Raw genomic sequence first — 13,259 nt, 5'->3', positions numbered from 1 at the left:
CATGTTGTCAGGGCGTAGGGGGTCGGCGGTGCAGTCTGAGGAGCGCGTCACGGGCAGGTCGTTGCGGTTCGGTGTGGCGGCGATGCTGCTCAGCGCGGGTCTCGTGGTCGCGCCCGCGCCGGCGGTGGCGTGGGCTGACGACACCGGGTCGACGTCATCGACGTCCAACGACTCGGGTTCGACGAGCACACCGGATCCGTCCGACGAGCCCACGAAACAGGCCGACCCGGACAAACCGGAATCCGGGGACACCACCGAGAACCCGACCGACGACAAGCCGGGCTTGTCGGTCAAAGAACCCAGGACCACCCCGAAGCGCGCCGGCGCCGAGGCCAGACTGGACCGCGACGAGCCGCTCACCACCCGCCGGGTCGAGCGGTCCGTGCGGACCGCACGCGCCGCGAGCAACAGTGCGGTGTCGGTCGCGGTGCTGACGGTCCAGGACGCGCCGCCACACTTGGCGGAACCTGCAGTGACGGCCAAGACCGCGGCGCCCACAGTGCTCGGCACCCTTGCCGCCGCCGTCGAGGTGACCACACCCGCGCCGCCGAGACCGCTGTCGCCGATCGCGACCGTGCTCGAGCTGCCCGGCCGCGTCATCAACGCGGTACTGCAGTTCCTCGACTTCACCGCTGGAGCGAGTGGCCCACGCAGCCCGTTCAACATCGCGCCGATCAATGATCTGCTGTTCGCGGCCTTCCGTGAACTGGAACGCCTCGGCGGGCTGCACCGGACACCGGCGGTGCAGCCGGTGCTGCCCACCATGACCTACACCGGTCCCACCGACCGGCCGACGCCGACCGTGGCCCAGTTCCTCAACGCATCGACGGCCGCTTACGGCTGGGGCACCACGCCCGGCGGCATGGTGCCTTTCACCGTCAACGGATTCCAGCTCCAGTCGACCAACATCTTCTCCGGCATGTCCGGCAAGGCCTGGGTGACTCCGCAGGGACAGGTCGTGATCGCCTACCAGGGCACCACCGGCGGCACGAACCTGCTGATCAACCCACTCATCACGCTGACCCAGATCGCCGCCGACATGCAGGTGATCCTCACCGGCACAACGCCGTTGGCGTTCTATGATGCGCTGCGCTTCGCGCGCCGCGTCCAGGACGAGGCCGCCCTGCAGGGCTACGCGGCCGACGATGTCTTCGTCACAGGCCATTCGCTGGGTGGCTGGGAGGCGCAGTTCGTGGCGCAGCGCACCGGTCTGGCCGGGATCGGATTCGAGTCGCCCGGCCTCAACACCAAGATCGCGGGCAACGGCGCCGACTCGAACTTCGTCAACGTCGCGCAGTACGGCAGTCCCGCCGCGTTCATGGCCACCGATCTTCCTGCGCTGCAACCGTTCTTCCCGCCCTACGTGCCCGGCGGTGGCAGCAAGCCGCACTACGGTCCGATCGTGCTCATCGGTGATGCCGAGGCCATGAACCCGATGCGCAACGCGGCCGCCATGTGGGGCAAGAGCCTCATCGGCAGCCTCGTCTTCGCGGTCGACTTCCTCGGCAATTTCTTCCAGTACCACCTGATGGGGGTGCAGGCCTACCACCTCGACGTCGATCCGACCCCCGGCGTGGTGCCCTGGTTGGGGACGCGGCGGGGCACCGTCCACACCGGTTACGGCGAGCTGACCATCCAGCAGTTGCTCAAGGCGGCGTCCGACGACGGAATCCTGATCACGCCCTGACGCTCCGATCGCTTGCGCAGACGACAATTACAGGAATGTTTCCTGTCAGTTCCCTGGGAGACCAGAAAATTTACGCTCTTCGGACTGCGGAATCATAGATTTCCGGCCAAGATGGCTACCCGGATCGCTTAAGAAGCGTAAACGTGGACGGGACTCGCCCGAGCCGCGAACCTAGGGAGCCAGATGAGCAAGCTGCGCACAGCCCTGCGCAAGACGACTGTCGTGTCCTGTATCTCCGTTGTCGCCGTCTTCGGCGTCGCCGCGTGTGGCGGCGACGAAGGCTCCGACGCCTCAGGCGGCGGGGGTGACATCAACATCTCGATGACGTCGTTCCCGGATTACGTCGACCCCCAGCTGTCGTACACCGTCGAAGGGTGGGAGGTGCTGTACAACACCTACACCCCGCTGTTGACGTACAAGCACGCCAAGGGCAAGGACGGCACCGAGGTGGTGCCCGGGCTGGCCGAAGCCATGCCGGAGGTCTCGCCGGACGGCAAGACCTACAAGCTGAAGCTGCGGTCGAACATGAAGTACTCCGACGGCACACCCATCAAGGCCTCGGACTTCACCTACGCCATCCAGCGACTGTTCAAGGCGGATTCGGGTGGCTCGGTGTTCTATCAGGCGATCGCCGGTGCCGGCGACTACGCCGACGGTAAGGCCGACACGATCAGCGGCATCGTCACCGATGACAACACCGGCGACATCACCATCACACTGAACGAAGCAAACGGCACGTTCGAAAATCTGCTCGGGCTGACCTTCGTGGCGCCCGTTCCGCCCAGCACCCCGCTGTCCGATGACGCGACGAACAACCCGCCGCCGTCCAGTGGTCCGTTCATGATCACCAAAGTCGAAGCGCCGCAGACCATGACGCTGGAACGCAACCCGAACTTCCAGACGGTCAAGGATGCCGGCGCCGACGAAGTGGCCGATGCCAGCGTCGACAAGATCACCGTCACGCAGAACAAGAGCAATACCGCGCAGGTCACCGGTGTCGAGCAGAACACCATCGATTTCATGGTGGACCCGCCCGACGCCGATCGGCTGGCGGAGGTGAAGGCCAAGTTCGGTGACCGGTTCCGGCTCGAGGAATCGATCAACACCTACTACTTCTGGATGAACAACAAGACCGCCCCGTTCAACGACATCAAGGTCCGGCAGGCCATCAACTACGCGGTCGACCCCGAAGCGCTCAACCGGGTGTTCGGCGGGCGGCTGCACCCGACACAGCAGATCCTCCCGCCGGGGATGCCCGGCTACGAGGAGTACAAGCTCTACCCGGGACCCGATATGGAGAAGGCGAAACAGCTGATCGCCGAGGCCAATCCGACGGACCGCGATATCACCGTGTGGACCGACGATGAGCCGGATCGCAAGCGCATCGGCGAGTACTACCACGACGTGCTGACCCAGTTGGGCTTCAACGCCACACTGAAAGTGATCGCCGGCGACGTGTATTGGGCGACGATCGGCAACCAGAGCACCCCGGATCTCGATACCGGGTTCGCGGACTGGTTCCAGGATTTCCCGCACCCGGATGACTTCTTCCGCCCGCTGCTGAACAGCGAGTCGATCCTGCCCACCAATGGCAACAACTTCTCCCGGGCGTCCTTTCCGGAGTTGGACGCCAAGATGAACGAGTTGCGCACCAAACTGCTCACCGACGGTGACACCGAGGCGCAGTACGCGGCACTGGACAAGGCCTACATGGAGCAGGCGGCGTGGGCGCCGTACGGGAACGAGGAGTTCGCCACCTTCGTCTCCGACCGGATGGACTTCGACAAGGCCTACAGCCACCTCCTGTTCAATCAGGACTGGTCGGCGCTGGCACTGAAGTAGGTATGGCCACCCCGATCGACGCGGTCGAAGGACCCGGGGACCCCGCACTTCCGGTGGGGGTTCCCGCGGCCCAGATCCAGGGCCGAAGCCCTTGGTATCTGGCGTGGCTTCGGCTGCGGCGCAACAAAGTCAGCCTCGCCTTCGGAGTGCTGTTCATCGTGATCGTGCTGTTCTGCCTGGCGGCCCCGCTGTGGGCCGAGCATGTGGCGCACACCGGGCCCAACGAGAACCACATCACCGACGTGGTGATGATCGACGGCCAGGAGACCGACGTCGTCTCACCCGACGGCACCCCGATCGGGCCGGGCCTGCACGGCCGGTATCTGCTGGGCGCGGACCAGAACGGCCGCGATGTGATGGTGCGCCTGATGTACGGCGGCCGGACCTCCATCTACATCGGTGTCGCGGCTGCGGCCATCACCACGGTGCTCGCCGTCCTGGTCGGGCTGCTGTGCGGCTTCTACCGCGGGTGGATCGACGCCACGCTGTCGCGGGTGATGGACGTGGTGTGGGCGTTTCCGGTACTGCTGCTGGGCATCGCGCTGGGCACCGCACTTGCCTTGGGCGGGTTGAAGATCGGCGCGCTGCAGGTGGCCGGTGACTCGTTGTGGATCCCGATCCTGATCATCGGGCTGGTCTATGTGCCCTATATGGCCCGGCCGATCCGCGGCGAGATCCTGGCGTTGCGGGAGAAGGAGTTCGTGGAGGCGGCGGTGGCGCAGGGCAAGGGGCCGGTGCGGATCATGGTCAGTGAGCTGCTGCCCAACATCGTGTCCACCATCATCGTGTTCTTCACCCTCAACATCGCCAACAACATGCTGCTGGAGTCGGCGCTGTCGTTCCTGGGTGCGGGCGTGCGGGCCCCGAATGCTTCCTGGGGCACCATGATCGCCGACGGTTACCAGACCATCTACACCGCGCCGCACCTGACGATCGTGCCCGGTTTGATGATCGTGCTGACGGTGTTGTCGCTCAACGTGTTCGGCGATGGTTTGCGGGACGCGCTGGATCCGCGCGCCAAGATCCGGTTGGAGCACTGACATGCTGCGTTTCGTGGTCCGACGGCTGATCGGCATGGTCGGCGTGCTGTTCGCCATCTCGGTGCTGGTGTTCCTGATCTTCAATGTGATACCCAACTCCGATCCGGCGGCGCGCATCGCGGGTAAGAACGCCGACCCGGAGCTGATCGCCAGGGTGAGTGCCGATCTGGGGCTCGATCAACCGGTGTACGTGCAGTACCTGACGATGATGAAGCAGATCTTCACCGGCCAGCTGACCTCCTATGCCAGCTCGCAGAACGTCGTCGAACAGATTTGGAAGGGCCTGCCCGCCACGCTGTCGCTGTGCATCGGTGCTGCGGTGCTGTGGATGGCGCTGGCGATCTGGTTCGGGTATCTCAGCGCCGTGCATGCCGGAAAGTTCACCGACCGGGCGCTGACCATCCTGTCGTTGGTGGGCATCTCGATGCCGGTGTTCTGGTTGGCGGCAATCCTGTTGTACTACTTGAGCTTCAAGGCCGAGCTGTTCCCCACCAGTAGTTACGTACCCCTCACCAAGGATCCGCTGGACTGGGCGTATCACCTGATCCTGCCGTGGCTGACGTTGGCGGTGCTCTACGTCGGGTTCTACAGCCGCGTGCTGCGGTCCAACATGCTCGACGTGATGAACGACGACCATGTGCGTACCGCGCGGGCCAAGGGCATCAGCGAACGGCAGGTGCGCATCAAACATGTGCTGCGCAACTCGATGATCCCGATCGTCACCCTGTTCGGGCTGGACTTCGGCGCCGTTGTCGGCGGTGGCGCGATCCTCACCGAGACGGTGTTCAACCTCAACGGCGTCGGACTGTATGCGGGACAAGCGATCGGGTCACTGGACCTGCCGCCGTTGATCGGGGTGACGATGTTCGGCGCGTTCTTCATCGTGCTGTTCAACACCCTGGTCGACGTGGCGTACGCATTCCTGGATCCACGGATCCGGCTCGGAGAGGCAGCACCGGTATGAGTCCCTTGCTCGAAGTCGACAATCTGCGTGTCAGTTTCACCACCCAGGACGGTGTGGTCGGTGCCGTCGACGGCGTCTCGTTCGACCTGTCCGCCGGGGAGGTGCTGGCCATCGTGGGCGAATCGGGATCCGGCAAGAGCGTGACCGCGCAGACCGTGATCGGGCTGACCCGCGCGCCGAACGCGACCATCGGCGGCGCGGTGCGATTCGACGGCAGGGATCTGACCCAACTCGACGACCGTGAATTGCAGGGTGTGCGAGGCGAACACATCGCGATGGTGTTCCAGGATCCGATGACCTCGCTGAATCCGGTCTATCGGGTGGGTGATCAGATCACCGAGATGATCCGCGCGCACCGCGACGTCTCCCGGGGTGAAGCGCGTGACCGCGCGGTCGAGCTGCTGCGCACAGTGGGTATTCCCAATCCGGAGCGGCGCGTGCGCGACTACCCGCACGAGTTCTCCGGCGGTATGCGCCAGCGGGTGATGATTGCCATGGCATTGTCCCTGGAGCCCGAAGTGTTGATCGCCGATGAGCCCACCACCGCCCTGGACGTCACGATTCAGGCCCAGATCCTGCGGCTGCTGGCCGATCTCAACGCCGAGCGGGATCTGGCGGTGGTGCTGATCACCCACGATCTCGGGGTGGTCGCCGAGGTCGCCGACCGGGTGCTGGTGATGTACGCGGGGCAGGTGGTCGAAGACGCCAGCGTCGAGGACATCTTCTACGATCCGCAACATCCCTACACCTGGGGCCTTTTCGGTTCGCTGACGCCGCTGGACGCACCGCAGCATTCGCGGTTGCCGCAGATCGGGGGAGCTCCGCCGTCGCTGCTGTCGCTGCCGCCGGGATGCCGTTTCGCGCCGCGTTGCCCGCATGCGTTCGACAACTGCACGCAGCTACCGCCCTTGGAGACGCGAGCGGCGGTCGGCCACCTGGACCGGTGCTGGCTGGACCCGGTGCAGAAGTCGACGCTGCGTGACGTGGACGGCCGGATCGGTCTGCGTAAGGCGGTGAGCTCATGAGCGCCGGTGAGCCGCTACTGGAGGTGACCGACCTGGTCAAGCATTTCCCGATCAAGGCGGGCGCGGTCATCGAGCGTGAGGTGGCTCGGGTGCGTGCCGTGGACGGCGTCAGCCTGACCCTGCACGAGGGGGAGACCCTGGGTCTGGTCGGTGAGTCCGGGTGCGGGAAGTCGACCCTGTGCCGGCTGATCCTGCAGTTGCTGGCGCCCACCTCGGGATCGGTGCGGTTCCAAGGGCAGGAGCTGGTGGGGCGGTCCCGCCGGGATCTGCGCCCGATCCGGCGCGACATCCAGATGGTGTTCCAGGACCCGTACGCGTCACTCAATCCGCGCAAGCGGATCGGGCAGATCGTTGGGGACCCCCTCGAGCTGCACGGGCTGGCCAGCGGCGGCGAGGTGAAGCGCCAGGTGCAGGACCTGCTGGACCGGGTGGGCCTGCAGGCCGAGCACTACAACCGCTTCCCGCATGAGTTTTCCGGCGGGCAGCGGCAGCGGATCGGGATCGCCAGAGCATTGGCGTTGCGGCCCAAGTTAATCATCGCCGACGAGCCGGTATCGGCTTTGGACGTCTCGGTGCAGGCGCAGATCATCAACCTCTTCGAAGATCTCCAGCAGGAATTCGGGTTGTCGTATCTGTTCGTCGCCCACGACCTCGGGGTGGTGCGGCACGTCTCGGACCGGGTGGCGGTGATGTACCTCGGAAAGATCGTCGAGACCGCTGCGGCGAACGAGCTGTACGACAAGCCATTTCACCCGTACTCGAATGCGCTGCTGTCCGCGGTCCCGATACCGGATCCACGGCGCAACGCCGCCCGCGAGCGGGTGATCCTGGAAGGCGACGTGCCCAGCCCGATCGACCCACCGTCGGGGTGCCGCTTCCACACCCGGTGCCGCTGGGCCACCGACGTGTGTACGGCCGAGGAGCCGGACATGATCGAACGGGAGCAGGCGCACGCGGCGGCCTGCCACCACCCGCGCAATCTGGAGACGGTGGCTGCCGGCTAGCGCACCCGGACCAGGGTGCGTCCCCGGTTGCCCCCGGCACGGATACGCTCCAAAGCGGTGGGTACATCGGTGAGCGCGACCTCATCGGCGGCCAGCTCGTCGAGCAGCGGGGGACGCAGGTCGCGGCCGAGCCGAGCCCACACGTCGCGGCGACGGTCGATCGGGCACTGCACCGAATCAATCCCCAGCAGCGAGACACCGCGCAGGATGAACGGAAAAACCGTGGTGGGCAACGCTATTCCACCGGTGTTACCCGACGCGGCCACCGCGGACCCGTACCGCAGCGAGGCCAGCACCGCTGCGAGGGTTTCACCGCCGACGCTGTCCACTGCGGCGATCCAAGCTTCCTTCTGCAGCGGCCGCTTCGGATCACCCACCGCCGACCGGTCCACCACCTCAGTGGCGCCCAGGGTGCGCAGCCAGTCGGCGGCCTCTGCCTTGCCGGTCACCGCGGTGACGGAGTGGCCCCGGGCGGCCAGGATCGACACGGCCACGCTGCCCACGCCACCGGTGGCTCCGGTGACCAGGACGGGGCCCTCGTCACTGGTGGTGAGTCCGTGTTCTTCGAGTGCGATCACGCTGAGTGCGGCGGTGAATCCCGCGGTGCCCACGATCATTGCCTCGCGCAGGCTCAGGCCGTCGGGCAGCGCGACGACCCAGTCGGCCGGGACGCGCGCATACTCGCTGTAGCCGCCGTGATGGGCGACTCCCAGGTCGTAGCCGTGTACCAGCACCTCGGCGCCCTCGTCGAGACCGGAAGTGCCCGGGTCGACGATCGTGCCGGCCAGGTCGATTCCGGGGATGAGCGGGTCGATGCGGGCAACCTTGCCGTCCTTGCTCGTGGCGAGCGCATCCTTGAAGTTCACGCTCGACCACGACACGGCGATCAGGACGTCGCCGTCGCCGAGTTCGGATAGGGGGAGCGAACGGACGGCCAGGACCGTTTCAGGTCCGGACGAATCGGCGACGAGGGCGCGAGTCGTGTTGGTCTCTTCAGATGCCACGGTGCCTCCTAGGTGATGTACCGGCGCAGTGATTCGTGGAGCAGCGTAGTCCGAGCGGTCAGGTGGCGGTGACGCCCGGAATCCGCCCCTCGCGAAACGCTTCGACGAAGTGCCGGTGGTCGTCGCGAACCCTGGCCGCGTACTCGAGTCCGAACGCGACGATGTCGGCGACGAAGTCGGCCTCGTTGTCACCGATCGCGGTGACGATGGCCTCCTCGGTCTGAAAGTCGACCAGCGACTGGTCGCTGTCCGTGTCGCTGACGCAGTGCACCTTGGCGACCGCCTGACCGAGTTGCTCGATGACCTCGGCGAGTTCGTCCGGCTCGGTCAGCTCGCTCCAGTCCAGATCGGCCTCATAGGGCGAGATCTCGCTGACCACGAAACCGACCCCGTCGATGTCGGTGTAGCCGAGCAAGGGATCGGCGTGTGCCTGTAAAGCGCGCTGCGAGACCACCGTTCGGTGGCCGTGATGCGTGAAGTAGTCGTGGACTTCCTTGTCGTCGATCACCCGGCTCGGCGCCGCCACATTGCCCTGCTTCATCGAGAGCACGGCGTCGTTGTCGAGCGCCTGGTTGAATCCCTCGATCAGCACCGTGTAGGCGGGCAGGCCCGCGCTGCCGATACCGAAGCCGGTCTTGGCGATGACATCCTTGACGTCATAGACGATCCCACGGAAGCGCTGGGTCTCGGGGATCGTCTCGAGGTACCTCTCGAAGGCCGCCACCACCTTCTCGCGTTCCTGGTCGTCGAGTCGCACGACGCCGGGTAGCTCGCGGAAGCGACGGTCCCATTCGTCGACGACGGTCATGCGGTCGAGCATCCCGGCGCGGGTCGAGAGGCGGGCCGACTGCAACGCGGACAGCACCGCGCCGCGGGCCGTCTCGAGGTTGAGGGAGAACGCGGAATCGTCCTCGATCTCGACGAACCAGCGAACCTGGTTCAGGTATGCGCGCGCGAACGTCTCGATCAGCATCGTGATCGTCTCGTCCGAAAGCGCCTTCTGCCAGCACATCAACGCCACACTTGCGGCGAAGCGCTGCAGGTCCCAGGTGAAGTGGCCGACGTAGGCCTCGTCGAAATCGTTGACGTCGAAGATGAGGACCCCGGCGCCGTCCATGTACGTGCCGAAGTTCTCGGCATGCAGATCACCCTGGATCCAGACCCGGCTGGTGCGTTCGTCGGCCCACCTGTCCTCCAGGGCGAACACGTCGGCGTAGAACAGGCAGGCGCTCCCGCGGAAGAACGCGAACGGGTCGGCGGCCATCTTGCGGAACTTGGTCCGGAAGGCGTCCGGGTCCGCCTCCATCAGATCGCTGAAGGCGTCGACGAGTGTCTCGACGATGAAGGACTCCCGGTCGTCGCCGTCCGTGACCGTCTCGGTCATCGGGCGCCTGTGTTCATGGTTGTCCCTTCAGACTGCCGATTCCGAGCGAACCGTCCTTGGGCCGCTGCTCGGCCTTGGCCTCGACGTCGTCGACGTAGCTCTGCGGGTCGCGATCGACGATGAGCAGGCCTTTGGGGGTGGGATGCTGGGCCATGAACTTCCGGTACTCGCGGCCCAGTTCGTTGCGCAGATCAGCAGGTGCGTTCGATCGGAAGTCTGCCAACCCGTCGCGCTCTTCCTCACCCATGTGTTCGTCGTTGGCCTCGCGCGTCCGACCGACGGCTGCCCACCAGGCAGCCGAACCGACCGACGCCGCGTCCGCGTCCCGGACGCCGTCGCGGATGTCGTTGTGATCACCGATGGCGTCCAAGGTCTCCTCTTCGGGATCGTCGGCGCCGCGCTCCAGCAGTCGCGGATAGAAGATCTTCTCCTCGATATAGGCGTGCACGTCCAACTTGTCCGCAAGCGGGCGCCACACCTGCTGCAGTGCTCTGGAATCCGACGATTCCTGTGCGTGTAGGTCGTCCAGTTTGGCGAACTGCTCCCGGAACCAGTCGTGGTCCTCCCGGATCAGATCGGTGATGTCTGAGGTCATATGATCGGTTCCTCCTCGGGGCCCAGAACGCGCAGCCAGCGATAGCCGTACGGGGCGAGGTCCAACTCGACCCGGCCGGATTTGTCGAGCTCGGTCTCGGTGAGACCGTCGAGCAGGTCGACGAGCACGGATCCCGGTGCGGTGTCAGCGAGTTCGAGAGCGACGATGCAGCCTTCGGCTCCGAAGTTGTGTAGCGCGACCATCGACCACCCGGACTCTTCCCGGCACACGTGCGCCAGGACCGCCCGGTTGGGCTGCTTGAGGATCTCCACCGTCGACCAGCCGATCTCTGGCTGCTCGCGGTAGGTGTAGATGAGATTGCGCATGAACCACCAGAAGGAGCCGTGATCGCGGCGCTGATCGGCGGCGTTGACGCGTTCGGGTCCGTACAGGCCGTCCGGGAGCGGGCGGGTGAGCCGGCGTTTCGATCCGCTGGAGAAGCCGCCATTGGGTCCGCCGGTCCACTGCATCGGACTGCGGACCGCGAGTCGTCCTGGAATGTCCGGGTTTTCCGCCATCCCGATCTCCTCGCCGTAGAACAGCACGGGAGTTCCCGGCAGGGAGAACGCGAGGGAGTACGCCATTTTCATCCGGCGCTCGTCGCCGCCGAGCATCGCCGGCAGCCGCCTGCGCAGCCCTCGGTCGTAGAGTTGCATGTCGGGGTCGGGCCCGAAGGCGTCGAAAACCTCTTGTCGCTCACTGTCGCTGAGCTTGTCGAGGGTGAGCTCGTCGTGATTGCGGATGAAGTTCGCCCACTGGCTGGTCGGGTCCAGCGTGGGTCGCTGACGTAGGGCCTTGGCGATGGGTCGGGCGTCGCCGCGGGCCATGGACAGGTAGATCTGCTGCATACCGATGAAATCGAACTGCATGTTGAGCCCGTCACCGTCGGGGCCGCCGAAGAACTTCTTCTGATCCTTGTATGGCAGGTTCACCTCGCCGAGCAGAACGGCGTCACCCAGCCTGCGGGTGATGAAGTTGCGGATGTCGCCGAGGTACTGGAAGGGGTCGAAAGTGGCTTTCTGCCCGGGCACCGTGTCGTTCGCGAACAGGAACGGGACGGCATCGACCCGGAACCCCGACACGCCGAGCTCGAGCCAGAACCCGAGGGTGCGTGAGATTTCTTCCTGCACTTTGGGATTGTCGATGTTGAGGTCGGGTTGGTGCTTGTAGAAGTGGTGCAGGTACCACTCGCCGGTCTTGGGGTCGAGTTCCCAGATGCTGTCTTCCTGGTCGGGGAAGACGACGTCCTTGGGGCTCGACTTCGGTTCGGTTGCGCTCCACACGTAGTAGTCGCGGTACGGGTCGTCCTTGCTGCGCCGTGCCGACTTGAACCACGGGTGCGCGTCCGAGGTGTGGTTCATGACGAAGTCGACGATGACACGGATGCCCTTCGCCTTCGCGGTGCGCACCAACTCGACGAAGTCGCCGAGGGTTCCCAGACGCGGGTCCACACCGTAGAAATCGGTGATGTCGTAGCCGTCATCCTTGCGGGCGGTGGGGTAGAACGGCATGAGCCACAGACACGTCACGCCGAGGTCGTTGAGGTACTCGAGGCGGTCGGTCATCCCGCGGATGTCGCCGGTGCCGTCGCCGTTCCAGTCGTAGAAGGTCTCGATGTCGGCGCAGTAGAAGACGGCGTTCTTCCACCACAGGTCGCCCGAGTCTGCCGATCTCATGCGGGCTGCCGAGTCGCGGACAGCTGCGGCAGCACGTGCTGGCCGAACGCGTCGATGAAGCCGGCCTGCTGCTGGCCCACGAAGTGCAGATACAACTCGTCCCACCCTTGGTCGACGTACTGTGCGAGCCAGTCCGCGTGCTGAGCCAGGTCGCTGGACACGTTCACCGACTTCCTCACCTGGTCGGTGGACACGGTTTCCCCGATGACGTCGAACGCCTCCACGGTCTCGAGGTCCCAGGACACCGGCGGGGCGAAGACGTTGTTGCGCCACTGGTCGTGCGCGATGGCGACGGCCTGCTCCTCGGTGGGAGCCCAGCTGAGGTGGACCTGCAGACGCGCGGGACCCCGGCCCCCGGCCTCGCGGTAGGAGTCCAGGATCTTCTGCAGAGTGTCCTTCGGCTGGTTGACGGTGATCAGGCCGTCGGCCCAGGCGGCGTGCCGGGCCGCGGTCTGCGGGGTGACGGCCGGGCCGACGAGGTCGGGGACGGTGTCCGGCAGCGTCCAGAGCTGCGCACGGTTGACGTGCACGAGCCCCTCGTGGCTGACCTCCTCACCCTGCAGCAGCCGCCGGATCACCTGCACGCATTCGACGAGGCGTTCGTCGCGTAATTCCTTGCGCGGCCACACTTCTCCGGTGACACGTTCATTCGAGGCCTCCCCGGATCCGAGGGCCGCCCAGAAGCGGCCGGGGAACATTTGCGCCAGCGTGGCGATGGCCTGGGCGATGATCGCCGGGTGGTAGCGCTGCCCGGGGGCGTTGACGACGCCGAAGGGCAGTTGCGTGGTGGCCAGGGCCGCGCCGAGAAACGACCAGGCGAAGCCCGACTCGCCCTGGCGGGTGCTCCACGGGCTGAAGTGGTCCGAGGACATGCCGGCCATGAAACCTGCGCGCTCCGCGTGCTGGACGTCCTTGAGCAACTGGGCCGGACTGATCTGCTCGTGGGAACAGTGGAATCCGATGACCGCCATCGAGCGTGCATACCCGTTCTGGCCCGCACCTACGCGCTGGTCAATATGGAGCCGATGACGGGAATCG

The 13,259-nt window shown here is 65.7% G+C and carries 11 protein-coding genes; 6 read left to right on the top strand and 5 right to left on the bottom strand.

The window, feature by feature from the left end; all coding sequences use genetic code 11:
• Positions 1 to 82: 82 nt before the first annotated feature.
• The 6 genes from ASE48_RS27790 (at position 83) to ASE48_RS27765 (ending at position 7,562) form a co-directional block, all read left to right on the top strand.
• Positions 83 to 1,687 carry a hypothetical protein gene (locus ASE48_RS27790; RefSeq protein WP_235571685.1) on the top strand — a complete coding sequence of 535 codons (1,605 nt, stop codon included), beginning with the start codon at positions 83 to 85 and terminating at the stop codon, positions 1,685 to 1,687.
• Between the two features lie 183 nt (positions 1,688 to 1,870).
• Positions 1,871 to 3,529 (top strand): ABC transporter substrate-binding protein, encoded by a 1,659-nt coding sequence (locus ASE48_RS27785; RefSeq protein ID WP_057170382.1) that lies wholly within the window; start codon positions 1,871 to 1,873, stop codon positions 3,527 to 3,529.
• Between the two features lie 2 nt (positions 3,530 to 3,531).
• The gene (locus ASE48_RS27780; protein WP_057170381.1) at positions 3,532 to 4,569 is read left to right on the top strand and encodes an ABC transporter permease; all 1,038 of its coding nucleotides are present in this window, start codon (positions 3,532 to 3,534) and stop codon (positions 4,567 to 4,569) included.
• Position 4,570: 1 nt separating this feature from the next.
• Entirely contained in the window at positions 4,571 to 5,533 is a 963-nt protein-coding gene (locus ASE48_RS27775) for an ABC transporter permease (RefSeq protein ID WP_057170380.1), read from the top strand.
• Positions 5,530 to 6,558 carry an ABC transporter ATP-binding protein gene (locus tag ASE48_RS27770; RefSeq protein ID WP_057170379.1) on the top strand — a complete coding sequence of 343 codons (1,029 nt, stop codon included), beginning with the start codon at positions 5,530 to 5,532 and terminating at the stop codon, positions 6,556 to 6,558. Before ASE48_RS27775 ends, ASE48_RS27770 begins: the two co-directional genes overlap by 4 nt.
• On the top strand, positions 6,555 to 7,562 hold the full coding sequence (locus ASE48_RS27765; RefSeq protein WP_057170378.1) for an ABC transporter ATP-binding protein: 1,008 nt from the start codon (positions 6,555 to 6,557) through the stop codon (positions 7,560 to 7,562). The genes ASE48_RS27770 and ASE48_RS27765 overlap by 4 nt, the downstream gene beginning before the upstream one ends.
• Here ASE48_RS27765 and ASE48_RS27760 read toward each other — a convergent pair.
• From ASE48_RS27760 to ASE48_RS27740, 5 genes are read right to left on the bottom strand one after another with little or no spacing between them, the layout of a single operon-like run.
• On the bottom strand, positions 7,559 to 8,566 hold the full coding sequence (locus ASE48_RS27760) for an oxidoreductase (RefSeq protein ID WP_057170377.1): 1,008 nt from the start codon (positions 8,564 to 8,566) through the stop codon (positions 7,559 to 7,561). The genes ASE48_RS27765 and ASE48_RS27760 overlap by 4 nt on opposite strands.
• A gap of 58 nt (positions 8,567 to 8,624) precedes the next feature.
• Positions 8,625 to 9,950 carry a DUF2252 domain-containing protein gene (locus ASE48_RS27755; RefSeq protein ID WP_057170376.1) on the bottom strand — a complete coding sequence of 442 codons (1,326 nt, stop codon included), beginning with the start codon at positions 9,948 to 9,950 and terminating at the stop codon, positions 8,625 to 8,627.
• 13 nt (positions 9,951 to 9,963) lie between these two features.
• Positions 9,964 to 10,545 carry a hemerythrin domain-containing protein gene (locus tag ASE48_RS27750; RefSeq protein WP_057170375.1) on the bottom strand — a complete coding sequence of 194 codons (582 nt, stop codon included), beginning with the start codon at positions 10,543 to 10,545 and terminating at the stop codon, positions 9,964 to 9,966.
• Entirely contained in the window at positions 10,542 to 12,221 is a 1,680-nt protein-coding gene (locus ASE48_RS27745; RefSeq protein WP_057170374.1) for an alpha-amylase family protein, read from the bottom strand. Before ASE48_RS27745 ends, ASE48_RS27750 begins: the two co-directional genes overlap by 4 nt.
• On the bottom strand, positions 12,218 to 13,192 hold the full coding sequence (locus ASE48_RS27740; protein WP_057170373.1) for a TIGR03885 family FMN-dependent LLM class oxidoreductase: 975 nt from the start codon (positions 13,190 to 13,192) through the stop codon (positions 12,218 to 12,220). The genes ASE48_RS27745 and ASE48_RS27740 overlap by 4 nt, the downstream gene beginning before the upstream one ends.
• Between the last annotated feature and the right edge of the window lie 67 nt (positions 13,193 to 13,259).

The organism is Mycobacterium sp. Root265 (genome assembly GCF_001428895.1).
Classification (GTDB): domain Bacteria; phylum Actinomycetota; class Actinomycetes; order Mycobacteriales; family Mycobacteriaceae; genus Mycobacterium.
This window is presented reverse-complemented; position numbering and strand designations above follow the sequence as displayed.